25 protein-coding genes and 1 pseudogene are annotated in these 22745 nt (G+C 65.7%); 6 read left to right on the top strand and 20 right to left on the bottom strand.

What is annotated here, in order from left to right:
- Positions 1-37: 37 nt before the first annotated feature.
- From trbJ to A3E77_RS17015, 7 genes are read right to left on the bottom strand one after another with little or no spacing between them, the layout of a single operon-like run.
- On the bottom strand, positions 38-775 hold the full coding sequence (trbJ, locus tag A3E77_RS17045) for a P-type conjugative transfer protein TrbJ (RefSeq protein WP_136176538.1): 738 nt from the start codon (positions 773-775) through the stop codon (positions 38-40).
- Between the two features lie 21 nt (positions 776-796).
- Complete coding sequence (gene trbE / locus A3E77_RS17040; RefSeq protein ID WP_017499933.1) at positions 797-3265, bottom strand: conjugal transfer protein TrbE; 2469 nt, start codon at positions 3263-3265, stop codon at positions 797-799.
- The gene (locus A3E77_RS17035; protein WP_051035683.1) at positions 3259-3489 is read right to left on the bottom strand and encodes a VirB3 family type IV secretion system protein; all 231 of its coding nucleotides are present in this window, start codon (positions 3487-3489) and stop codon (positions 3259-3261) included. The genes trbE and A3E77_RS17035 overlap by 7 nt, the downstream gene beginning before the upstream one ends.
- Positions 3490-3539: 50 nt before the next feature.
- Positions 3540-3893, bottom strand: a complete 354-nt coding sequence (locus tag A3E77_RS17030) for a TrbC/VirB2 family type IV secretion system protein (RefSeq protein ID WP_017499935.1) — start codon at positions 3891-3893, stop codon at positions 3540-3542.
- The gene (gene trbB, locus A3E77_RS17025) at positions 3890-4912 is read right to left on the bottom strand and encodes a P-type conjugative transfer ATPase TrbB (RefSeq protein ID WP_293648089.1); all 1023 of its coding nucleotides are present in this window, start codon (positions 4910-4912) and stop codon (positions 3890-3892) included. The genes A3E77_RS17030 and trbB overlap by 4 nt, the downstream gene beginning before the upstream one ends.
- On the bottom strand, positions 4909-5334 hold the full coding sequence (locus A3E77_RS17020; RefSeq protein ID WP_017499937.1) for a hypothetical protein: 426 nt from the start codon (positions 5332-5334) through the stop codon (positions 4909-4911). The genes trbB and A3E77_RS17020 overlap by 4 nt, the downstream gene beginning before the upstream one ends.
- A gap of 2 nt (positions 5335-5336) precedes the next feature.
- On the bottom strand, positions 5337-7364 hold the full coding sequence (locus A3E77_RS17015; protein WP_038292469.1) for a conjugal transfer protein TraG: 2028 nt from the start codon (positions 7362-7364) through the stop codon (positions 5337-5339).
- A gap of 342 nt (positions 7365-7706) precedes the next feature.
- Here A3E77_RS17015 and A3E77_RS17010 point away from each other — a divergent pair, with 342 nt between their 5' ends.
- The 5 genes from A3E77_RS17010 (at position 7707) to A3E77_RS16990 (ending at position 10868) form a co-directional block, all read left to right on the top strand.
- Positions 7707-8045: a hypothetical protein gene (locus A3E77_RS17010; protein WP_017499939.1), complete on the top strand. Its 339-nt coding sequence runs from the start codon at positions 7707-7709 to the stop codon at positions 8043-8045.
- Positions 8042-8416: a helix-turn-helix domain-containing protein gene (locus A3E77_RS17005; protein ID WP_017499940.1), complete on the top strand. Its 375-nt coding sequence runs from the start codon at positions 8042-8044 to the stop codon at positions 8414-8416. The genes A3E77_RS17010 and A3E77_RS17005 overlap by 4 nt, the downstream gene beginning before the upstream one ends.
- A gap of 3 nt (positions 8417-8419) precedes the next feature.
- Positions 8420-9430 carry an ImmA/IrrE family metallo-endopeptidase gene (locus tag A3E77_RS17000; RefSeq protein ID WP_017499941.1) on the top strand — a complete coding sequence of 337 codons (1011 nt, stop codon included), beginning with the start codon at positions 8420-8422 and terminating at the stop codon, positions 9428-9430.
- Positions 9431-9436: 6 nt separating this feature from the next.
- A complete protein-coding gene (locus A3E77_RS16995; protein ID WP_017499942.1) occupies positions 9437-10117 on the top strand; it encodes a C1 family peptidase in 681 nt (226 codons plus the stop codon).
- 121 nt (positions 10118-10238) lie between these two features.
- The gene (locus A3E77_RS16990) at positions 10239-10868 is read left to right on the top strand and encodes a thymidylate synthase family protein (protein ID WP_293648087.1); all 630 of its coding nucleotides are present in this window, start codon (positions 10239-10241) and stop codon (positions 10866-10868) included.
- On the opposite strand, the gene A3E77_RS16985 is transcribed toward A3E77_RS16990, so the two are convergent.
- The 6 genes from A3E77_RS16985 to A3E77_RS16960 all read right to left on the bottom strand — a co-directional run bounded on the left by A3E77_RS16985 (position 10835) and on the right by A3E77_RS16960 (position 16088).
- On the bottom strand, positions 10835-11539 hold the full coding sequence (locus A3E77_RS16985; protein WP_017499944.1) for a uracil-DNA glycosylase: 705 nt from the start codon (positions 11537-11539) through the stop codon (positions 10835-10837). The genes A3E77_RS16990 and A3E77_RS16985 overlap by 34 nt on opposite strands.
- Positions 11536-12714, bottom strand: a complete 1179-nt coding sequence (locus A3E77_RS16980) for a nucleoside triphosphate pyrophosphohydrolase family protein (protein WP_017499945.1) — start codon at positions 12712-12714, stop codon at positions 11536-11538. Before A3E77_RS16980 ends, A3E77_RS16985 begins: the two co-directional genes overlap by 4 nt.
- On the bottom strand, positions 12711-12911 hold the full coding sequence (locus tag A3E77_RS16975) for a hypothetical protein (RefSeq protein WP_017499946.1): 201 nt from the start codon (positions 12909-12911) through the stop codon (positions 12711-12713). The genes A3E77_RS16980 and A3E77_RS16975 overlap by 4 nt, the downstream gene beginning before the upstream one ends.
- Before the next feature lie 51 nt (positions 12912-12962).
- Positions 12963-14927: a relaxase/mobilization nuclease RlxS gene (rlxS, locus tag A3E77_RS16970; RefSeq protein WP_017499947.1), complete on the bottom strand. Its 1965-nt coding sequence runs from the start codon at positions 14925-14927 to the stop codon at positions 12963-12965.
- A gap of 346 nt (positions 14928-15273) precedes the next feature.
- Positions 15274-15435 carry a hypothetical protein gene (locus tag A3E77_RS16965; protein ID WP_168196079.1) on the bottom strand — a complete coding sequence of 54 codons (162 nt, stop codon included), beginning with the start codon at positions 15433-15435 and terminating at the stop codon, positions 15274-15276.
- 332 nt (positions 15436-15767) lie between these two features.
- Entirely contained in the window at positions 15768-16088 is a 321-nt protein-coding gene (locus tag A3E77_RS16960) for a DUF736 domain-containing protein (protein ID WP_017499949.1), read from the bottom strand.
- 360 nt (positions 16089-16448) lie between these two features.
- Between A3E77_RS16960 and A3E77_RS16955 the strand changes: the two genes are divergently transcribed.
- Positions 16449-16676, top strand: coding sequence for a hypothetical protein (locus A3E77_RS16955; RefSeq protein ID WP_017499950.1), 228 nt, complete (start codon positions 16449-16451; stop codon positions 16674-16676).
- Between the two features lie 53 nt (positions 16677-16729).
- Here the strand turns inward: A3E77_RS16955 and A3E77_RS16950 are convergent, their stop codons facing one another.
- The 7 genes and pseudogenes from A3E77_RS16950 to A3E77_RS16920 form a co-directional block, all read right to left on the bottom strand.
- Entirely contained in the window at positions 16730-17233 is a 504-nt protein-coding gene (locus A3E77_RS16950) for a hypothetical protein (RefSeq protein ID WP_017499951.1), read from the bottom strand.
- Entirely contained in the window at positions 17226-17693 is a 468-nt protein-coding gene (locus A3E77_RS16945) for a hypothetical protein (protein ID WP_017499952.1), read from the bottom strand. Before A3E77_RS16945 ends, A3E77_RS16950 begins: the two co-directional genes overlap by 8 nt.
- 110 nt (positions 17694-17803) lie before the next feature.
- Positions 17804-19615 (bottom strand): ParB/RepB/Spo0J family partition protein, encoded by a 1812-nt coding sequence (locus A3E77_RS16940; RefSeq protein ID WP_017499953.1) that lies wholly within the window; start codon positions 19613-19615, stop codon positions 17804-17806.
- A gap of 85 nt (positions 19616-19700) precedes the next feature.
- Complete coding sequence (locus tag A3E77_RS16935) at positions 19701-20135, bottom strand: DUF2958 domain-containing protein (protein WP_017499954.1); 435 nt, start codon at positions 20133-20135, stop codon at positions 19701-19703.
- Positions 20132-21103: an ArdC family protein gene (locus tag A3E77_RS16930; protein ID WP_017499955.1), complete on the bottom strand. Its 972-nt coding sequence runs from the start codon at positions 21101-21103 to the stop codon at positions 20132-20134. Before A3E77_RS16930 ends, A3E77_RS16935 begins: the two co-directional genes overlap by 4 nt.
- A 515-nt stretch (positions 21104-21618) precedes the next feature.
- Positions 21619-22062 carry a hypothetical protein gene (locus tag A3E77_RS16925; RefSeq protein WP_136175471.1) on the bottom strand — a complete coding sequence of 148 codons (444 nt, stop codon included), beginning with the start codon at positions 22060-22062 and terminating at the stop codon, positions 21619-21621.
- A gap of 66 nt (positions 22063-22128) precedes the next feature.
- Positions 22129-22686, bottom strand: a pseudogene (locus A3E77_RS16920) (lytic transglycosylase domain-containing protein); the annotation flags it as partial.
- Between the last annotated feature and the right edge of the window lie 59 nt (positions 22687-22745).

Raw genomic sequence — 22745 nt, 5'->3', positions numbered from 1 at the left:
GGGGGGAGCTGGGGGCGCGGTCCTCGCCTGCCTCAGCTCATTGGCGTGGCGTGTAAGCCTTGCCGTCGCCGAGGAAGCGGCGCGTCGACTCGCGTGCCTCGCGCGCGATCTGGCCCCGCTGCGCCTGCTCGACCGATTCCGCCCGGAACTGCGCCGCCATCATTTGCTGAAGCTGGAGCTGCTGCTTGGCGGTGAGCGCGAGAAGCTGGTTCGTGGCCTGCTGCGCCTGAAGCGAGCCTTCCGCGCCCTGGCTGCGCGCGACGATGTCGGCGAGCGCCTGCGTGTCGCTCCGTACGTTGTCGACGATGCGGTTCTGGACCCCCATCGTCTGGCGAAACGCGGACATCGCGGTATCGAGTTGATCGCGTGCGCGAGCCACACGCTGATCGCGGCGGAACACCTGATCGAACTCCTGCGGGTAGAGCTGGCGGAAGCGCTCGTCGAGCTGATCGATGCGGAAGTCGACGCCCTGCGCCTGGCCCATGAGCTGGTCGATCTGCTGGAGGCGCTGGCGAAGCTCCTGAAGTTGCGGGAAATCGATCCGGGACAGGTTCTTGCCCTGGTTGATCAGCATCTGCGCTTCGTTCTGGAGACTCTGGATCTGGTTGTTGATCTGGGCAAGCGTGCGCGCGGCGGTGAGCAGGTTTTGCGAATAGTTCGATGGATCGAACACACTGAGCTGGGCCGCGACGGGCGTCGAGGTCAACGCGATGCCGATACCGAGCGAGCCGACGGCGCCGAGCGCGAGAGCGGAGAGGCACGCATATTTGCGGATAGGGATACGGGGCACGGGAAATTACTCCTTGTCTTCTGGGGGGCGGGCGGCAGGGTGACGCCCAAGCAGGTCGGCCGCCCAATCGAGGCCGGCTTGGGAGAGAAAGGTCGCGGCGAAGTCGGCCTGGCCCTTTTCGGCCAGCACCGCGTCTATGCGCTTCTGGCTGTCGGGATCGGACGCGCCGCACAACGCCAGCGCGATCGGGCCTAGCCCAAGCTCGAACAGCCGGTTGCCGCGCGCTGATTGCAGATAATATTGCCGCTTGGGCGTCGCGCGGCTGACCAGTTCGATCTGGCGCGCGTTGAGACCGAAGCGGACGTAGACCGTCTGGCCCTGCGGCTCGATCGCCCGATCATTGGGCAGCAAGATGCGCTGCGGACAGCTTTCGATGATGGCCGGCGCGATCGTGCTGTCGGCGATATCGGCTAGGCTCTGTGTCGCGAACACGACGCTGACGTTCTTCTTGCGCAGCACCTTCAGCCACTCACGGATGCGCGCGGCGAACAGCGGGTGGTCGAGGAACACCCAGGCTTCATCCAGTACGAGAAGCGTCGGCCGCCCGGTGAAGCGCTCCTCGAGACGATGGAACAGGTAGGTCAGCACGGGCGCAACGACGCCCGCCTGCCCCATCAGCGCTTCAGTCTCGAAGCACTGCACGTCGGCGATCGCTAGATCGTCTTCGGCGGCGTCGAGCAGGCGGCCGAACGATCCTTCGAGCGTATAGGGCGCGAGCGCCGATCGCAGCGGTGCCGATTGCAGCAGCAGCGACAGGCCGGTGAGCGTGCGTTCCTCGATCGGGGCGGTCGCGAGATTGGTGAGCGCCGACCAGACGGCCTCCTTGATCTCGGGTGTGACCAGTACTTTCTCATGGGCGAGCAGCGCGCCGATCCATTCGGTCGCCCAGGCGCGTGCGTTGGAGCGATCGATGTGGCGCAGCGGCTGGAAGGCGATCGTTCGCCCGCCCACGTCATCGGCATGACCGCTCTCACCGCCAAGCCCGAGCGCGTGATGCGCGCCGCCCATCGCCAGCACGGCCGCGCGCGCCGAAAATCCCTTGTCGAAGACATAGACCTGGGAGTCTGGATATCGCCGGAACTGAAGCGCGAGCATTGCGAGCAGCACCGACTTTCCGGCCCCGGTGGGTCCGACGATCAGCATATGACCGACGTCGCCGACATGCGTGCTGAGACGGAACGGCGTCGAGCCGCTGGTTTCCGCATAAAGCAGCGGCGGACCGTCGAGGTGCGGATTACGCGCCGGTCCTGCCCATACCGAGGACAGCGGCATGAGATGCGCGAGATTCAGGGTGTGGACGATCGGTTGCCGGACGTTCGCATAGACATGGCCCGGCAGGCTCGACAGCCACGCCTCGACCACATTCATGCCCTCGCGGATGCAGGTGAAGCCGAGCCCGTTGACGATGCGCTCGACCGCGCGGACCTTTTCCTCGACGCGGGCGCGGTCGATATCGGCAACGGTGATCGTCGTCGTCAGATAGCCGAACGCGACATGATCGCCGCCGAGCGCCTGCAAGGCGAGGTCGGCATCGACCACCTTGTTGTCGGCATCGCTGTCGAGAAGCTGGACCGGCTGGTTGTAGATGACTTCGCGCAGCAGCGCGGTGATCGACTTGCGCTTGTTGAACCACTGCCGCCGCAGGCGAGTGAGCGCTTTGGTTGCGTCGGTCTTGTCGAGCGCAATGAAGCGCGTCACCCAGCGATAGCCAAAATCCTCATGGTTGAGTCCGTCGAGGATGCCGGGACGGCTCGCGTTCGGAAATCCGAGGATGGTGAGCGTCCGCAGATGCTCGTCGCCGAGCATCGGTTCGAGCCCGCCGGTCAGCGGCGTGTCGGCGAGCAGCCCGTCCAGATAGATGGGCGTTTCGGGCACGGCGACGACATGGCGGCGCGCGGAGATCGCACCGTGGAGAAAGGTCAGCATTTCGCTGTCGCCGAGCGCGCGCACCTCGGGCATGAAGCCTCTGAACAGGTCAAGCGCACGATCCGTCTCGGCGATGAAGCCGGCAAGCGCTTGTCGCCAGTCGCGGCCCTTCGCGTCGTCGCTGCGCTCGATCAGCGCTCGGCCCGCCGTGTCCGCCTGATCGGGCGGAGGCAGGAGGGTGAGCGTCAGATAATAGCGGCTCTCGAAATGCGCGCCCGCGCTTTCGAACGCCGCGCGCCGTTCCTCATCGACCAGCCACGACGCCGCATCGGGAAAGCTGCTGTCGGGATAACCCAGCGCTTCGCGCCGCTCGGCCTCGAAATGGAGTGCCCAGCCCGAGCCGAAGCGCTTCAGGACATTGTTCGCCCGCGCGCAGGCGGCGACAAGCTCGGCTTCGGTGGCGGATTCTAGATCGGGGCCGCGGAACCTGAGGACGCGCAAAAAGCTGCCGTCCTTGTTGAGCACCACGCCGGGCGCGACAAGCGCCGCCCATGGAAGATGATCGGCGAGCCGGTCGGCCTTCTGACGGTATTCGCGCAGATTCAGCATGACAGATGCCCCTTCTGGCGAAGGTGGCGGACAAGGACCGGGGCGAAGTCGGGATCGCGCTTGGCGGCGAACACCGCGAGAGTGTGCCCGAACGCCCACATGGCCAGCCCGGCGATCCACTGCTGGAGACCGAGTCCGAGCGCGGCCGCGATCGTACCATTGACGATCGCGATCGCTCGCGGCGCCCCGCCAAGCAGGATCGGCTCGGCAAGCGCGCGGTGCATCGGCGCCTCGAACCCCTCGATATGGCTGGCGCCATAGGAATTTGGCGCGTTCACGAGATGAGCGCCCCGCCGCCGAAGCTGAAGAAGCTGAGGAAGAAGCTCGACGCCGCAAACGCGATCGACAGGCCGAAGATGATCTGGATGAGGCGCCGGAACCCGCCTGCCGTCTCGCCGAACGCGAGCGTCAAACCGGTGACGATGATGATGATCACCGCGACGATCTTGGCGACAGGACCCTGGACCGATTCGAGGACCTGCTGAAGCGGTTCCTCCCACGGCATGCCCGAGCCGGCGGCCTGCGCGGTGGCGGCGAGCGCAAGCCCGAGGCCGATGGCGGCGCCGGTGAGGAAGATGCTCCGACGATCGGGAATACGGGCAGGAATACGGGACAAGCGCATGGTCATTCTCCTTGGGGTTCGAGGGCGTGGTCGGGAGTAAGGTCGAGGACGGCGTAGCCGCCGTCGGGATCGAGGCCGGCGACGCGCGCGATCGTGTCGACGCGGCGCGCGAGGCCGCGCCCGGCGATGAACACGATCATGTCGATGGCGTCGGCGATCAGCCGGCGCGGAACGGTGACGACGCTTTCCTGCACGAGCTGCTCGAGCCGGTAGAGCGCCGACACTGCCGAATTGGCGTGGACGGTTGCGATGCCGCCCGGATGCCCGGTGTTCCAGGCTTTGAGCATGTCGAGCGCTTCGCGCCCGCGCACCTCGCCAACGACGATGCGATCGGGGCGGAGCCGCAATGTCGAGCGGACAAGATCAGCCATCGTGACGCCGCCGGCTCCGGCAGTGCCAATCGTACGCGTGCGCAGCCCCACCACGTCGGGCGCGGCGCATTGCAACTCACGCGTGTCTTCAATGATGATGACGCGTTCATCGAGGTGCGCCATCTCGGCGAGCAGCGCGTTGGCAAGCGTCGTCTTGCCCGAACTGGTGCCACCCGCGACCAGGATGTTCTTGCGCTCGACCACGGCCATCGACAGCAGTCGCGCCGTGTCGGCGAGCATGATGCCGTCCCGCACATAGTCGAGCAAAGTGTAGATGCGCGCCGCGGGCTTGCGGATCGAGAAGCACGGCGCGAGGCTGACCGGCGGCAGGATACCCTCGAACCGCTCGCCCGCGCCTTCGCCGTGCGGTGGCAGCTCGGCTGACACGATCGGCGCATTGCCATGAACCTCTGTCCGTGCGTGGCTGGCAACCAGGCGGATGATCCGCTCGACCTGCGCGGGCTCATATTTGGTGCCGGTATCGATCCGGCCTTCGCCGAGTCGATCAAGGCGCAACACGCCGTCCGGGTTCACCATGATCTCGATGACCACCGGATCGGCCAGCGCTGCGGCGATGGTCGGCCCCATCGCGGTGCGCAGCATCGCGCGCCGACGCCCTGCGGAATTATCGGAGCCGAAAAGCGTGTCGCTCATCGCCCACCTCCATTGTCTTTCGCGGAGGCAGCAAGCGTGCGCTGGCCGCTGGCGAGCGCTTCGCCGACGCGGGCAATGAACGCCTCGAAGCGGTCTCGGCCGATCGCACGCGCCGCTTCGTCGGCTTCGGCCAAAGGGGCCTGCACCATCAGTTCATAGCGGATGAACAGCGCCAGGCTCTCGAGCAGCACATGCCCGTCACGCTCGACACGCCCCAGCGCGAGCGACATGCGATCGAGCCGCTGGCTGAACTTGTTCTCCAGCTCGCTCGCCGCCTGCCGGTTGAGCCAGGCGGTGAGCGCGTCGGTGAGGATCGCCGATTTGGACGCGCCGGGCTGGCTCGCCAGCGCCTCGAAGCGGTGGCTCAGATCTTCGGGCAGGAAGAGCTGGTAGCGGACGCGGTTGGGTTTGATCGCGGCCATTGTCAGAAGTCCGGCAGCATGTCGGCGCTGCGACCCTGATTGATCGCGTGAGCGCGGATCAGCGTGCCGGTGGCGCCGGCGCGGTCCATCGCGTGCTTGTCGGCGATCGTGTCGGTGTCGTCGCTGTCCAGGCCGAGCAGGTCGAGCTGCTTTGGCGGCTCGGGTTTTTTGGCGGGTTCTTCGCCGAGGCCGGGGTGGCGCTGCTGTTGCAAGCCGCCGTCCTCATCCGCCTTCGCATCGTCATCGGGCTTGCCGAGCCGGGTATCGGGCGCGCGGACCAGTCCGCTCCAGTCGTTGGGGCGTGCCTGCGGCCGGTCGGGATAGTCTCCGGGCGCGGGCTGCGGCGGCGGTGCGATCCGCTCGCGGAAATTGCGGTCCTCGTAATAGCGCAGCTTCCTCGCGCGGATCGGGGCCATGCCGGAGACAAGGACAAGCTCATCCTTGGGCGGGAGCTGCATCACCTCGCCGGTGGTCAGGAGTGGCCGGGCGGTCTCCTGCCGGCTGACCATGACGTGCGCCAGCCAGGGCGCGAGCCGGTGGCCGGCATAGTTGCGCATCGCGCGCTGTTCGGTGGCGATGCCGAGCGCGTCCGAAATCCGCCGCGCCGTGCGCTCGTCGTTGGTCGCAAACGCGACGCGGACATGGCAGTTGTCGAGGATCGAGTTGTGCTCGCCATAAGCCTTCTCGATCTGGTTCAAGGACTGCGCGATCAGGAAGGCGCGCACTCCATAGCCCGCGAGAAAGGCAAGACTGGTCTCGAAGAAGTCGAGCCGCCCCAATGCCGGGAACTCGTCGAGCATCATCAGGAGCTTGTGCTTGCCCGCCCTGGCGGGATCGGCATCGAGCTTTTCGGTGAGGCGGCGGCCGATCTGGTTGAGCACCAACCGCACCAGCGGCTTGGTGCGGCTGATGTCCGATGGCGGGATGACAAGGTAGAGCGAGACCGGATGGCCGGCCTCGACGAGATCGGCGATCCGCCAGTCGCAGCGCGATGTCACCGCGGCGACGGTCGGGTCGCGATAGAGCCCGAGAAACGACATTGCGGTGGAGAGGACGCCGCTGCGCTCGTTCTCGCTCTTGTTGAGCACCTCGCGCGCCGCCGAGGCGACGACGGGATGGATCTGCGGCGCATCCTTCGTGCCGAGGTGATTGGTGGTCATCATCCGCCGGAGCGTGGCGGTGAACGGCCGCTGCGGGTCCGACAGGAATGTGGCTACCCGTGCGAGCGTCTTTTCTTCCTCCGCATAAAGGACGTGGAGGATCGCGCCGACCAGGAGCGAATGGGAGGTTTTCTCCCAGTGGTTGCGCCGTTCGAGCGCGCCTTCGGGATCGACCAGGATGTCGGCGATGTTCTGGACGTCGCGGACCTCATGCTCGCCGCGCCGGACCTCCAGCAGCGGGTTGTATTTGGCGGAAGCGGGATCGGTCGGATTGAACAGCAGGACGTGGGAGAAGCGCGCGCGCCAGCCGGCGGTGAGCTGCCAGTTCTCGCCCTTGATGTCGTGAACCACGGCGCTGCCGGTCCAGCCAAGCAGTGTCGGTATGACCAGCCCGACGCCCTTGCCCGAACGGGTTGGCGCGAACGCCATGATATGTTCGGGGCCGTCATGCCGGAGATAGCGGCCGCGCGAGCGGCCCAGGAATACGCCGGCATCACCGTAAAGGCCGGCCCGCTCGATCTCGTTCGGCCTGGCCCAGCGCGCCGAACCATAGGTGGTGACGTGACGCGACTGCCGCGCGCGCCAGAGCGAGCCTGCGATCGCCGCGCCGCAGCCGATGAAACCGCTCGCGCCGGCGAGCGCGCCGGCCTTGTCGAAAACATGCGGCGCATAGGCATCGTAGTGATACCACCAGGGGAAGAGCGCCCAGGGACGATAGACCGGCGTGCTTCCAGCCATGAACCAGGCCGGACCAAGTTCGGGCTGGTAGGCGAGCATCGCCGCCGCCCATTGGGTCGCCGCCCAGAGGCCCGCGATCACGATTGCGAACACGACAAGGATCTGGCCGATGAGCAATTTGGTCGGGGTCACGTTGAAGCTCCCGCCCATACCGCCGGATGCGGTCGGGGCGCGGCTTCAAGACTCGGCTATGGGCCGCCCGAAATGAACGGAGCCGCTGGGGGCTGGTGGGTGACCGAAGGAGATCACTCGTCGGCGACTGACTCAATATTCCAGCTCTGTTCTTTTGATCGAGCTATGACCCGAGTTGATGATTCTGCCCTGTCGTTGTCCCTCGAGGTGGCACTGACCACCACACCGCACCGCCGATGACCCGCTACACCCTGCAAAAATCCGAGCTGCAAATTCGGGCTTGCGTGTCGGATTATCAGACATTATATCGCATTTAATGTAGTGAAATCGTGCGAGGCATGCATGGCGACAATCGCTCCTCCGCAGCCCGCGGCAACCGCGTTTCCCAAAGCCGACGCCATTAGGGCGTTGGTCGACGAACTGCTGCAAGTGGCCAGGGCTGAGGCACAGGTGCGCGGAATTGCCCTGCCTCCGGAAAACCCGAAGATCATCCAGGCGCCCGTGCCACTCGACTCCTTGTCCGTGGTCGACACGCTTTGCGCGGTGGAGCAGGTCCTCGACATCGAGCTTCGCGACAGCATCGTCCGCACCGGCGGCTACAATTCGATCGAGAAGGCGATTGACGACCTCCTCCCTAAGATCGAACGCGTCTGGGTTAAGAAGAAAGGGTCGAAGCCATGACCAATCTCGCACTCCGCCAGGAAGGCGACGAGCAGGAGCGGCGGCGCTTGGGCGACCGTCTGCGCGAAGCACGGAAATATCTCGGCCTCAAGCAGGAAGAAGTTGCTGCCTATCTCAAGATTCCCCGGACCGCGCTTACCGATATCGAGAATGGCCAGCGCCGCGTTGAAGCGATCGAACTGACGCGGCTTGCCCGTCTTTACCGCCAGTCGGTGGCCTATTTTACCGGCGAAGACGAGGCCTCCGCGAGCCTTCCCGCCGATGTCGCCCATCTGGCGCGACGCGTTGCGGCCTTGTCGACTGAGGACCGGGCCGAGCTGAGCCGGTTTGCCGAATATCTCCGCTCGCGGTCTGGCGGCGAACGGAGCTGATCGATGGCGTCGGATTATGCGAGCGCGGTTCGCGCTGGTACGATGGCAGCGGGCCGCCTGCATCGCGAACTCGATACGCGCGCACTGATCGAGACCCAAGGCGGCAGCGTCGATGTCTTCGGCGCGATCCATGCCGTGGGTCTACCCTTGCTGCTTCGTCCTCTGAAAGGCCTGCTCGGCGCCTATCTCAGCGCACCTGCTCCTGGCGTTCTCGTCACGACGGAACGACCGATGAGCATCCAGCGCTTCACGGCCGCGCACGAACTCGGGCATTTTTCGATGCGACACGAGCCGAGCCTCGACGATGAGAGCATCCTGCGCCGGATGCCGATGTCGCCCGAACCGGGAAACAACTTCGAGGAAACCGAAGCCGACGCCTTTGCGATCGCCTTCATGATGCCGAAATGGCTGGTGCTCGCGCACAGCGCGCGACAAGGATGGCAGATCGATCATTTCCGGCGCCCCAATGTCGTCTATCAGCTCTCGCTGCGGATCGGCGCCAGCTATGAGGCGACGTGCCGCACCCTGGTTCGCTACAATCTGATTTCGCCATCGGTGATGACCGACCTGCTCCGGACGCAGCCGCGCAGCCTGAAGGTCGATCTCCTCAAGGACTATCGGCCCGACAACTATCGCGGCGACGTCTGGCTGCTGACCGAGCGCGATGCCGGCTCGCGGATCGATGGCAGTCGCAATGATCTTTTCGTGCTGCAGCTCGAAGAACATAGCGGCGGTGGGTATCTCTGGGATCTCGACCAACTGATCGCCAGCGGCTTCGCCGTCGTTCGAGACGAGCGTGAGGCAATCGACGGCGATGGCATCGGTGGTCCCGTTGTCCGCCGTGTCACCGCGGCGCCCGATGCGCCGCGGCGCGGCCGCATGTCGCTCGACGAGCGGCGGCCGTGGCAGCCTGCGCCGGCCCTCACCAGCCTGACGCTCGATTTCGACCTCACCGGCCCGGAACAGACGGGCCTGTCGCGCGCCGAACGGCGGCACCTGCTCGAGGCCGCCTGACGCCCCATGATCGATATCGTCCGTGACCTTCGGCCGCTGTTCGGGCCTGCGCGCGATCAAGGCGCGCGGCCGACATGCCTCGCATTCGCCGCGAGCGACACCCACGCCGGGCTTCGCGACGGCTGGGCACCGCTGTCGTGTGAATTCGCCTTTTATGCCGCGCAGAAACGGGCGGGCAGACCGCCGACGAGCGGCGCACTGCTATCCACAATGCTGGACGCGCTACGGCTCGATGGCCAACCCGACGAGAAAGGCTGGCCGTATCTGGCAGCGGTTCCAGCCGATCATCGACTGTGGACGCCGCCGGCGACCGTTGGCCCGCTCTATGGCCGCAACGGACAGAGGGATGGAACCGACCTGTCATCCATCCTTGCCGCGCTGGATCGTGACACGCCGGTGCTCATGCTGACGATGCTGTCACGGTCTTTCTTCCAGCCGCGCGGTGATGGCGTCGTCGATCCGGCGAACGACGAACTCCCCGAGCCAGCGCAACGGCACGCGGTCGTCGCGGTCGGGCATGGAACCGTGGACGGCACCCCGGCCATTCTCATCCGCAACAGCTGGGGACCAGGTTGGGGCTTGGAAGGCCACGCCTGGCTTACTGAGCGCTTTCTAGCGCCGCGCCTTTTCGCCACGGCAAATTTGACGGAGGAAGTCGATGTATCTTCCCATACCGCCGCAGCCTGACTGCGTTGCTGGCTGGCGCGAGGCGGTCCGGCTCGTCGACCTCGCCACCGGACACCAGGCGCAGAATGTCGTCATCTCCGTGGCCGAGCCGACTGCGCGCGCAACACTCGCCGATCCCGTCGTGGCGGAAGTCGATGCCTTCCTTTCGGGCCATGGCAAGAAGCCCATCGAGACGGTCGCCAACACGATTTTTCCGGCAGCGCTGTACAGGCGCTACGGCGCGCCGCAATTCTTCGACCGGTTTCGCGACAACGTGCTGCCGAAGGTCCGGAGGTCGGGCGCTTGGTCGGGCTATTATTTCGAACGGATGATGGAATTGCCCCGCGCCGACGGCCAGCCAATCAATCAAATCTGGGGCATCGTCGAGCGCCTGCGCAACCCGAACGTCCGAGCGCTCAACAAATTCGAACTGCTGATCTTCGACCCCGCCCGCGACGTGAATGACTCGCCCTACGGCGGTCAGTGCCTGAGCTTTGCCAGTCTCAAGCTGATCGGCAAGGGCGACGATCGTCGCCTCGGCATGACCGCGCTCTACCGCAATCACTACTATATCGAAAAACTGCTCGGCAATCTGATCGGCCTCGGCCGTCTGCTCGAATTCATCGCCAAGGAAGGCGGGGTCGCGCTGGGTCCGCTCACGATCGTCTCGACCAACGCCACGGTCGACACCGCCAACTGGAACCGCGGCGATCTTAAGCAACTCTTTGAACGCTGCGATCAGGCGAGCGCACATCTCCGTGCTGCGGCGTGAGGCGCGCCCAACGGCAGTTCTAGCGGCTCATCGTTGTCATCCGCGACACCGTACAGGCTGAACATGCCCTCGATGAACTCGCGCTGCCCGCCGTAGCTCGGATGGCGGACCGCGGTGGTCGGAATGTCGAGACCGTCCAGCGCCAGGTGAGCGTCGCGCCCGATCGCGACGATCTGGCGGGGCCGGATCATTGACACGAGGGCTTGCAATATCGGCCAGGTCGCCTCGCGCTCGCTTCGCGTGTGGCATCGGTTCGACATCGGATCATCCGCTTCATGGGGATGGAACGGGAAAACGTTCCAGAGCATGACAGGCTGACCGATCCGCTCTAGCACACGCCAGACGATCGCCGCGGTGCGCTCCGCCACGGCGGGTCCCTGCGTCGCACGTTCAAATGCGATGCCGCCCATCAGCGTGCCGGCATGTCCGAGGTGAATTTCGTCGGTCAGCGGTACGCCCGTACGCCGCCCCCCGCGATAGCCGAGATCACGCGCGATCCAGATCGTTTCGACGCGATGATCAAGCGCCGCGGTGAGCAGCATTTCGAGATTGTCGCGGCGCCGGGCGGCGGCGTCGCTGCGGTCATGGACCGTGCAGCGATCGCGCCAGGGATTGAACACTGAGGGAAGTTCGGTCGCCGCCAGGGTGGACACAAAGGATTTCGGGGTCATGACGGCAATTCCTTGATACGCAGGCGGCGATTGGCGAAGTCGATCAGGACGCGGCCGCGCCGATGCTCCTGAAGGAAGCGGAAAGCCGTATAGCCCTGGAGGATCGCTTCCTCCCAAAGCCACAGCGGACAGCGTTCTGATTCGTAGCCGGCGACGAACTGGCGGACATGCTTCAGCATGTCCAGCGGAAGGCCACCGCGCTTCACGTTTTCAAAGTACCGGAGTTGCTGCGCTTGTCCGAAAATCCAGGAAGTTATGCCCTCTTCGATGAGAATCGCCCGAGCACCGTCTTCGGCGTCGTCGAGTTTCGGATCGCTCTTGCGCTTGAGACGGAGCAGCGCACGCAGCACTGGCGACCAGCCAAGCACCGCGACATAAGCGTAGTGAAAGACATCGTGGAAACGATAGTCGTCGGGTTCGAGCGCGTTGTCGGTGAGCCGGTCGCCGACATACACACCGCTTGAGCGTTGATACACGAATGTCTGCCCGCGAACGGTGCGTTCATAGACGTCGATCGCCATCCGCCGCGGCAATTGCTCTTCTGGGTCGAGCGCCGCATCGGTCGGCGCCGGATAGATGCGCTCGCGCGGCCAGCGATCGAAGATCTTGTGAAGATTCTTCACGGCGGCAGCCTCGATGGTAACACCGGATTCGTTTGCCGCCTGGATCAACCGGCGCATGACCGCGACCAGCCGGCCCGCGAGTGCTTCGCGGTCCTTCGCAAGACCGCCCGCCTGGAAATCGTTGATGAGCAGCCCAACGTCGCCTGCCAGCGCGAGCAGGCTATGCTCGAACTGCGGCATCGGTGCCTTGGCAAGCGGAATGTGCTGCGGCTGCAGCGCATGGAAACTGAGCGTTTCGTTGCCGCCCGTCTGCCATTGTCCGCCGTTTGTCGCCGCGGCGGCAGCGATGTCGCTGAGCGCCATGCGGCTGCGCCGTGCGATCGCCGCCAGATACCAAAGGACGTCACCAAGCTCTTCCGCGACGGCGTGAGCGTAACCCAGGTAGGAGGCATCGTCGCGCTGCTTTTTCTTGGCCTCACTGAGCAAGCTGCCGACTTCGCCGAAAAGGCCAAGCATCGAGAAGCCCAGTGCGCGGCCACCGCTGCGTTGATCAGTCCGCGCGGCCTGCTTCGCATAATCCGCAACAGTGAGAGCTTCGAAATCCTCGCTCATCGCCTGCCCTTCCGGCGATCCGATATCGCGTCTGCGGGGACGCTCACGCCATAGGCTTCAAGTGCCCGCAGTACGATCATCCGGATCGGCTCGCGGGAATCGAGCGACCGTTGACCGAGATCGCGTTTCGTAACGGCAGGAATCTGCACCTGAAGATGCTCGTCGCCGACATCGGTTTGCGCTGCGATATTTTTCATGAATCCATGAAAACATAATTTCATGAAAATAGAAAGCCCGAATCCTCCGGATCAGGAGACGCTCGGCCCGCTGCGCTGCCGCCCGAGTGTCCAGTTGATCCCGCCGTCGCGCATGATGCCCGAGACCGATTTACCGACATGGCGATCGAGAACAGAGCGCCACGGCACCAGCGTGAAATCGCGCGACCGTTCGATGAGCGCATGGCGACCACTCGTCATCTCGACTGCGCGCACGAGCCTGCCTTGAACAGCCTCCCCCTCTCTGGCCTCGGCGAACGGAACGCCTAACTTGTCGGAGAGCTGGCGGGCGACACGCAGCAATTCTCGCCGCTGGAGCGCGGCGAGCATCCCTCGCCGATAGACCGTCTGCCCATCCTGTTCGTCTGCAAGCTGTTCGGTGATCAGCCATTGCCGTCGCATCGCCTGCGCTGAACGAACCTCGTGCCCGAACCCAGCATCGCGCACTGGCACCGGCGCTTCGGCGACCAGCTCGCGATCGAGCCAGGTCGCGGCATCGGTTCCCGGTAATTTGTCGAGCGGGATCGCCGACAGGGTTTCAATGGCAACGGGGTGGTCGCGGAACTGCATGGCTTCGAACCTCTCGACCCTGGCGAGATGGTCCGGCGCGATGATCCAGCTTCCGTCGGGCTCGCGCTCGACGACGCCCGAGATTTTTCGCATCGCTTCAAGCCGCCGGACATGCGTTTCGGCGAAGCGTTCGCTGGCGGTCGGATCGTGCTTCAGATGGGCGTCGATCGAATAGCGCCCGCCGTTCGCCGCCGCGATCTCGTCGATCGTCCGATCGACGGCGCGAATGCCGCCCTCGCGTGGCGCGATCCGGACGATGGCATTTTCGGGGATCGTGTCGACCAGCTCGCCCTTGCCGATCTCGGCATAATGGGTGCGCCCGTCGATGCCGTCGACCAGCAGATAATGACGGTCTTCATGTTCGTCGGCGAGCCCGCGCATCACGACGCGGCCGATGATCGGCGTCGCCTCCTTCGCGACCGGGTCGTAGATGACGCGATCGACCGCAGCACGATCGAGCTTCCGCGCGGTCAGCTCGCGCTGCATGGTGCGGATGATGTCGCCGCGCTCGCCGATCTGGCGCAGTGTGTTCGCAAGGTCGGGCTCAAGCCGCCAGGTGCCGTTGCCGACATGCGAGGCGAGTCCCATGCGCCCGAGTTTCTGCAGGCGACCGACGCGAAGCGATTGCTGGAAGGGATCGCCATCGCTCGCGCTGACCAGCCGCGCGGTATCCATGTCGCGGATCAGCCGTCTGTCGATCGCGGTCAGCCGCTCGGCACCCGTATCGCTGCGAAGCCGCTCTTCGATTTCAAGGTCGGTGCGCGGCCCCAGGTCGAGGTTGACGATCTCGATCGCCCGCTGCCGGCTCCCGTGCGAGATATACTCGCGCGCGATCAGCAGATTCTCACCCCGATCGTTTACGCCGCGCACCACGATATGCGTGTGCGGATGGCCGGTATTGAAATGGTCGACCGCCACCCAATCGAGCTTTGTCCCAAGATCCTGCTCCATCTGCGTCATCAGCCGGCGCACGAACGGCTTCAAGTCGGGATACTGGTCGGCGTCCTCGGCCGACACGATGAACCGGAACTGGCGGCGGTCGCCGTCACACCGTTCGAGGAACGCCTTGCCATCGGCGACGTCGCTGTCGGGCGAGTAGAGCGCACCAGCCTCGCCCTCACGGGTCACGCCGTCGCGCTGAATATAGCGAAGGTGCGCCTTCGCACCGCCCATGCCTTTCCCGCCAAGGCCGACAGGCCGTATCTTGACGATCACGCGGCGCGACCGGAACGCGCCCAATCGGTCGCGCGATCTGAGCACCCGCGCAACACTCGCGCCGCGCCCGATCCGGCTGCCGTCGAAACGGCCGCGCCTGCCCGTTTTCATGCCGGCCCGCTTTGCCGCTTTCACGACGCGGCTCAGGTAGCGCTGCTCCTTGCCCCGGCCGCGCATCCGGCCCAGCTGCGGTTCGAACTCATCATCGCGCATAGCGGCGTCCTTCCATGCCGGAATGACGCTCCCCGCCGATAAGAATGGCGCGTCCTCGCCAGAGCGCAAGGAGTCTCGCGATTGGGATCGGAAAAGCCCAGAAAACCGCCACTCCTGGTAACCCTGTCTCGCACTCAAAGGGCGAGTCTCGCAAAAGCCTTCAAAAAACGATGTGCAGACAAACACTTACAAAATCGCGAGATTTTGCCTCTATCTTGCCATCGAGCCCGACTGCCACCTGCCGCCCCAGACGCCCGCTTTGCCTTCCCGCCTTCCCGATCAAAAAAGGGGAGCGGCGCCATGCGGCACCACTCCCGCGAACCTGCCCCTTCAACAGCGCATCGCCTTATTGCCAGCCTGCCTGTTCGGCCTGACGCAGCGCCCGATTGCACCGCTTCAGCCTCTTCTCAGCGGCCCTTAATTCGGCTTCGATCTGCCGCCGTTCTCCCGCGTCATCGCACCATGAAAGCTCCGCGCGAAGCTCCTCGATCTGTTGTTCAACCGACATCTCATCCTCCTGATACAAGCGAAAGATGAGCCATCGCCCGGCGGGGAGCGGGCGGGGTCAACCACCGCGCAGCGGCCGCGAAGCGGGCGACGGGGGAGCCGATTTTCTCGTCGCCGGAGTGGAGCGAAGCGGAACGCAGGTGGCGTGAAAATTGGGGGAACCGTCGATGGTTGAGGCGGTCCGTTCGCCGCCGGATACTCGGTGCTTGCTGAGCGGATTTCTTCCTCTCTGCAGGCCCGCAAGCGCGTTCCGGTGCAGGAAAAGGCCCACGCCGAGCCCTCAAGGCATGAGGAAAGCCCCGCGCCGGGTGACCGGCGCGGGGCCGATCCGGCTCAGTCGCCGGGGTTCCAGATAACGGCGAACGCGTCGTCGTCGTCCTGCCCGGCGGCGCGGCCGAGATTGGCGTAGAGGGTGCGGCCGCCAAGTTCGGGGGCCGACATGGCGAGGCGGACATATTCGCGCTGGCTCACCTCGCCGGTGCGGATCCAGCCGCCGCCCAGTTCGACGCCGTTCGACAGCACGCGGTAGTCGGGCTGGTCCCCGGTCTTACTGCGGTTGGGGATGATGGCGATCTCGGCATTGACCGAAAGCGTCTTCAAGGCGCCCCGGAACGAACCGTCGTTCTGGCGCTGGACATGACCGATTGAGGGCATTTCTCGTCTCCTTGCACATTCGCCCGACCCGATGCCGGGCGATGGGCGGACCGAAGGGACGGCCCTTGAGCGCGCTGCGAACCGCAGGCCGAAGCGAAGCGGAGGACCGGAAGCGCGGGGCTGATTTGGAGCGAAGCGGCCGCGAGGAGCGCCGCCAAAGCGGCGCGGGGAAATCAGTTCCGCGCGATGGTTTCGCGAGGCGCGCGGCCGTCCCAGGTCATGCGCCCAAGGAGCCGGCGACGGGTTGGTGAGACACGAAAGGACGAGATGCGCGCGCGGACAGGAAGCCCAGTCCGGCGTCTTTCCGGGAAGCCATGATTGCTTTCGCGGCCACGAGGCCGCGGCTATAGCCTCACGGCGATGAACGAAGGAACGACGATTGCGGGGCAGATCGAACGGCTGATCGTGCGGCTGGACGGCGCGGCGGTGTGCGATGCCTGCGTGACTGACCGGCTCAACCTGTCGGTTACCGCACAGGCCAATGTCGTCACCTGCGCGCTCGGCGGCACGCGCGGATTCGAGCGGCAGAAGGACGAATGCACGTTATGCGGAAGCGCCCGGACGGTGATCCGCCGCACCGCCCGGTAGGTCAGGCGGCAGGGGTTTTCGGCACGCGAGCGCGCAGTGCGGCGCGATTTGGGCTAGTTGCCGTCGCCCGCGAGCGCGCGCGACAGCGCCTCGTTGGTCGCGTCGATCTCGATGCGGTCTGCGAAAATCGCGCACCAGCCGCCACCGAACTCCCCGATGCGGGGCTTGGAACAGGTCATGGCCCATTCAAAGCCGATCGGCCCCTTGGCGAGCGTTTCGGGGCAACATCGCTGGATCACCACCGCGATGGCAGCGGCATCGAAATCGTCCATGCTGGCGAAACACACGATCCGCGCGGATGGATCGTCGGGGCAGGTTTCAGCGATGAAATCGGCTCCGATGGTGGGAAATTCGGGATCGTTGAACGCCTCGCGAAACCCGCTCCACCGCGCGTTCGCATCGTCCGGCGGAAAGGCTGCGAGCAGCGCCGCGCTCGGCGGATCGGGCGCGTCGTCATTCGCTAGCGCGTAGCCAGCGTTTGCGACTTCCTCGATCAGCGCGCACTCGGCGGCGGTGCAGCGAAAGGCGAAGCTGCCCTGAATCCAGATGTCAGCCATTGCTCGCCTCCTCCCGTTCGGGCGTGATGACAAGCGGGGGCACCGCGAAGTCGGCCGCATCGAAATGCGCGATGATCGCCGCATAGCTGCCCAATCGCTCGGCGGTGCAGCGCCCCATGAGGATATAGTCGTCCTCGTCGGCAGCGTAGCTTTGCGGTTCGCCGCTGCCGGTGAACACGGTGCGTTCCGCACCCCACTGGCAGGCATAGGCGCCCGACCAGCGCGCGAAGAAAAGCCCATGCGCGATGCAGAAGGCTTCGAGTCCCTCGAACCGCCCCCAGGCGACCTCGTGCGCCATGAGCGCCAAGGGCTCGCCCTCGGGCAGATCGCCGAGCGCGAAGGGTTCGCCGTCCCATTCGGTGGACAGCCCTTCGTTCGCGATGGCCTCGGCGAAGGCGGGAAGCTGGCTGGCGGGGAGCGTCCCGCCGATGGTGATGGATGCCGAAACACGGTCGGCCATGACAAGTCTCCTGTCTGAAATCCGCGCCGCGAGGGCCGCTTGCGGCCGAGCGGCGCGGCGATTTTATGGGGGACGGAACGGGCGGCGGGTGCGCCGCCGCCCGTCCAGTTTCATGCGGCTTCGCGCTCGGGCTGTTCCTGCGGCTCGGCCTTGGCAGGGGCCGGAAGCGCAATCACCGCGCCGGGGCCGGTCGGTTCCGGCTCGCGGTCGGGGCGCGCCGCGAGCACCTTGGCATGAGCCGCGACGGTGCCGACGCCGCCGCGCGCCGTATAGGTAGCGGGCGGGAACGCCATCCATTTCGGCACCCAACCCTCGACCTTGGGCCGCCCGTTCGCACCCTCCAGATGGTCGCGGACGATGCGCTTCAAGACCTTGCCCGGTTCCTTCGCATTGGCGGCGGCGACAGGTTCGCCCGCCACCTCGGCGACGATGCGGGTCAGCACCTCCTTGTCGCGGACACACTCGAAAAAGGCGTCGTCGGCCTGCCAGTAGCGGGCCATATCGACGCCGATCTCGCCGCCGACCGCCTCGATGGCGGCGCTGCCGCTGGCGAGCGTTTCGCCCATGACGATGACGATCACGTCCATTACGGCGCGGTCGGGCACGTCGAGCAAGCGCAGGAACACGCCGACCAGTCCGAAGTCGTCGCCGTTGCCGCCTGTGACGGTCGGTTCCTCGGGCGAGAAGCCGAGAAGGTCCAATACGGCGCGGCGCTTCGCGTCGAAGTCGGTTTCCGCGCGGCAAGTTTCGACGCTTTCGCGCACATCGTCGTTGCGCGCGGTCTGCGGCTCGGGCTTGACCGTCCACAGTGGCGACCCGACGATGACATGGGCGACCATCAAGCGCAGCGCGACCTTGGGATGACGGGTCAGCGAGGCGCGGACAGCGGCATGACGGTGCAGGTTGATATAGGTCTGCATCGTGCTCGTCACTTCGGGGCGCGGCACTTTGGGGCCGGTTTCGATTGCCTCGCCGCGTTCGAGCCGCTTGGCCTCCTTGCTCGTCACATAGCCTTCGTGGACCTCGACCTCGCCGCTTTCGCGCACATCTATATACACGCGCCCGCCCTTGCGCTTGGGTGCCTTGGCGAACTCATAGCGGTAGAAATATTCGCCGGGCGGGACGATCACCACGTCGAACCATCCGGCATCCAGATAGTCCTCCTTGCGCGCGTCGATTACGGCGTTCTGCGCGGTCCAGAACGCGTCGGCATCTGCAAAATAGCGGTCTTCGCCGAACAGATCGGCGACGATCGCAAGGCCGCTCGCATCGACGTCGAACAGGGCATGTTCGACCTTGATCGACTGCCCGCCGAACAGCCATGCCTTCAATTGCTGGCCGGTCGGGCAATAGGCGTCGTCATCGTCGTAGAGCGCCAGCCATGCCTTCTGCTGCTGCTTGCTCGCCAGCGTCAGATGCCGGACGGTCGCCGCGTTGATCTTCTCCTTGCGGTAAAGATCGCGGATGCGCGGAAGCAGGTTGCCGAGCGCTAGGATACGCTTCACGCCAAGCTCGGGAATGCCGAACGTCGCGGAGATATCCGCAATGTCGCGGCCCTCCTTGACCAGCCGTGCGAAGGTTTCCCATCGCGTCACCTCGTCGGGATCGAGCCGGGTGTTCTCGAGAAGCGATGCCTCGATGGCGTCGGCGTCGTCCCCGGCGTCGAGGATGGCGACGGGAAGCGGGCCGTGGTCGATGCCCTCGACAAGCGCGATGGCGTTCGCCGTCCAGCGCCGCCGCCCGGCGACGATTTCGTGGACGCCATTATCGTTGCCCGCCTGCGGGCGCACGATCAGCGGCACGATGACACCGCGCTTGCGGATCGAGGGCAGAATGTCGCCCACGTCCGGGGGCTTGGGTCCGTGCCGCATGTTCACCTTGGACGGAACCAGCTTGCTATGGTCGATAAAGTCGAGTTTCATTGGTCTGCTCCTTCTGGAGCGCCGGTCCCGTTTGTCTTGCTGGATGGGCGGGACCGGCACTCAATGCGGCGAAACGCGCCGCGCGTCATCCGGCCCCTCGATCATCAAGAGGCGGCGGAAGCTCGTTGCCGTTCCGGCTATCGGTGATGCGGCGAAGTTCGGCTTCGGCCAGAACGATTGCACCCATGCGCCGCGCGGTATCGGACCATAGCGAAAGCGGGGCCAGCGGCTCGAAATGCTCGTCGCGCTCGATGAACAGGCCGAAGGGCAAGCGGACGCCCGCAATCTCGGTAAGCGAGAACACGCCCATTTCCGGGCATCCGAACCCCAAGTCGGCGAGGCCGAACAGCGTGTCTCCATCGTCGTAAAGCTCGGTGGCGATCCACGTCGCCGCGCCGACCGGATTGAAGAATTTGACCACCGGGAACGGGTCGAACCGTTCGTCGCGCTGCTCGTGGAGGCGGCTGGCGCGCGCATTCGCGCGCAGCGCCGAAAGGATCGCATGGGGGAGCGTAATCATGCCGCTTCCCTCCCTTCGTCCTGCGTCTCGGCGTAGCGGGCAAGCAGCCAATCGGCGGCCTTGCTCGCCTGACTGGCCGCGCGAAAGATCGCGCGATTGTCCTCGCGCAGCACGTCGAGCCATGATGCCAGATAATCGGCGTGACGAACGGTCGGCACGATGCCGAGCGCGGCGCAAAGGAAGGCCGATCCCATCTCGGCGATCAATTCTTCGCGCGCATAGTCCTTGCTGCCGAACGCATTGCGCAGATTGCGATTGAGGCGCGACGGGTGGCCGCTGGCATGACAGAGTTCGTGCAGCGCCGTCCGGTAGAAATTGATCTGTTCGTGGAAGGCCGGTTGCGGGGGCACCTGCACATAGTCGGCGCTCGGGACATAGTAGGCCTTGTCCCCACCGATGCGGAAATCGACGCCCGATGCCGCAATGACCGCTTCGGCGATCGGCACGACTTGGCGTTCGGGAAGCGGTGCGGGGTCGGTGGCAAGGCCGGGGCGCAAGCCTTCGCACTGTGCGACGTTGAACACGGTGAAGCGTTTGAGGAACGGCACCGCGCGGGCTTCGCCGCCGGTCTGGCGCGCGCGTTCCTTCTCGGCTTCGGGGGTGAAGCGGTCGGCATAGACAACCCTTGTCCCGCGCTCGCCTTTCCTGACATTGCCGCCCGCCTCCAAGGCTTGGCGGAAGGTCAGCCACGATTGCGACGGATAGCCGTTCTCGATCACTGCTCCCCACAGGATCAGGACATTGACGCCGCTGTAATTGCGGCTGGTGAGCCCGTTGCGCGGGAGGCCGGGGGCGGCGGAGAAGCCTTGACCATTGGGGCGGCCCCAAGGCTGGACCCAAGGGAAGCGGCCCGCCTCAAGTTCGGAAACAATGCGGCCCGTCACCTCGTCGTAAAGATTGGCGCGCTCCGCCGGGGGCTGGCGTTTGCTGCCCTCTGCGCGCGCGCGTTGGCTGCCGGTCTGGTGCATGGCTATCCTCCAATGCCGCCCCAAAAACCCCAGGGCCTCCCCCGGAGCGGGGGTGGGCGGCGAATTGCGACCTGCCGGGCGCGGCCAGGAGGCGGTCCGCACCCGCAGGGCCGAAATGCAATGGAGGAGCCGGACCCGAGCGCAGTCGAAGGCCGGCTTGCGGGACGCCGGGCCGGGCCCAGAAGGGAGCGCCGCCCACCCGCGCGACGAGGGGAAGGCCCAACGAAAAATGCCGCCGCGCCGGTCAGGCGCGGCGACGACAGGCCGGAGCAAGGCTCCGGCATCCCGCCAGTCCGATCGTCACCTTTGGCCGGGACGCGCGAAGCGTGGCCCGGTGGAGCTTGGCGAACGGATGTGAGCCTAGCGGAATAGAGCGGCGGTCGCGCCGCAGGCGCGAGGCGCCTGAAAACCCGGATGCGTCAGGTCAGACCCTGCCGTCTTGAAGCACTCTCGTCGTGGTCGCCATGCGCGCGGTGACACGAGGAGCGAGCACTCGGCCCACTGGCCCCAACAGATCAACCGTGCAGCGGGGATCCGTTCGAACCGGTGCAAGCGGTCATCGCGGGCAACAGGCTCATCATGGCGGCACCGGCGATGATGATCGCGCCGACCGCCGCGGCGATGCCGGTCGCGGTCGGCCCCGCACCGCCGAGCTGCATCAGGCTGGAGACGACACTGCCGCCGGCGATCCCGGCGGGCACGGCGAAGAGAAGCGCGATCGCTCCGCGAAGCGGAACGGGCAACCGCGACGCGATGAGCATGCGTCCGATCAGCAAGACCGCGACGCCGACGACGAGGCCGAGAAGCAGACCGAGCAACGGCCCCAGTTCGCCACCCCCCGCCCACAGAAATGCGGCCGCACCGAGCCCGACCGGGAGTGCGAAGACGGCGAGCCGGAACATCGCCCAGGCGAAGAGGACGATGCCGGTGGCGGACAGGATCAGACCGAGCAACATCACGACCAACTCCATAGGCTCGGAACATAGCAGAAACACGATTCGGCATGAAGCCCCGATCGGCTCGCACTATGGGCGGTCTGGCGCGTTCTTCTCGGGCGACGTCGATCGCAGCGCGACGAACAGCGTGGCCGCACCGGCTTCGCTCCGGCCGGCAGGGGGCCGGTCGCCGATCGCGAAGAAGATGGCATTGACGGTACGCGGCGTTGCACTGGCGGCCGTGACAGCCGACCGGGAATTGACGGGCACTCCGGCGACGCTCGCGAGATAGGCGCGGGTCTCACCGGGCAGCGCGCGGCCGGTCCGCACGTGCTCGGCATAGCGTGCCGGTCCCGCGTTATAGGCTGCGAACAGTCCGGGATAACCGAAGCGGTCATACATCAGACGAAGATAGAGCGTCCCCGCCAATATGTTGTCGCGCGGGCTATGGGGATCACGTCCGAGCCCGAGCCGCGCGCGCATTTCGGACCAGGTGCCGGGCATGAGCTGCATCAGCCCCATCGCGCCGGCGTGGCTGGTGATCGGGCGACCGTCCAGCATCGTGCGTCCGCCGCTCTCGGCGCGCATGACGCGCTCGATCCATTCTACCGGCACGCCGAAACGCGCCGAGGCTGCCTCGGCTCTCGGCGCGCATGACGCGCTCGATCCATTCTACCGGCACGCCGAAACGCGCCGAGGCTGCCTCG

This window comes from Sphingopyxis sp. RIFCSPHIGHO2_12_FULL_65_19, assembly GCF_001830555.1.
Lineage (GTDB): Bacteria > Pseudomonadota > Alphaproteobacteria > Sphingomonadales > Sphingomonadaceae > Sphingopyxis.
Note: the sequence above shows the minus strand (reverse complement) of the source record. Positions and strands in the feature narration are given on the sequence as shown.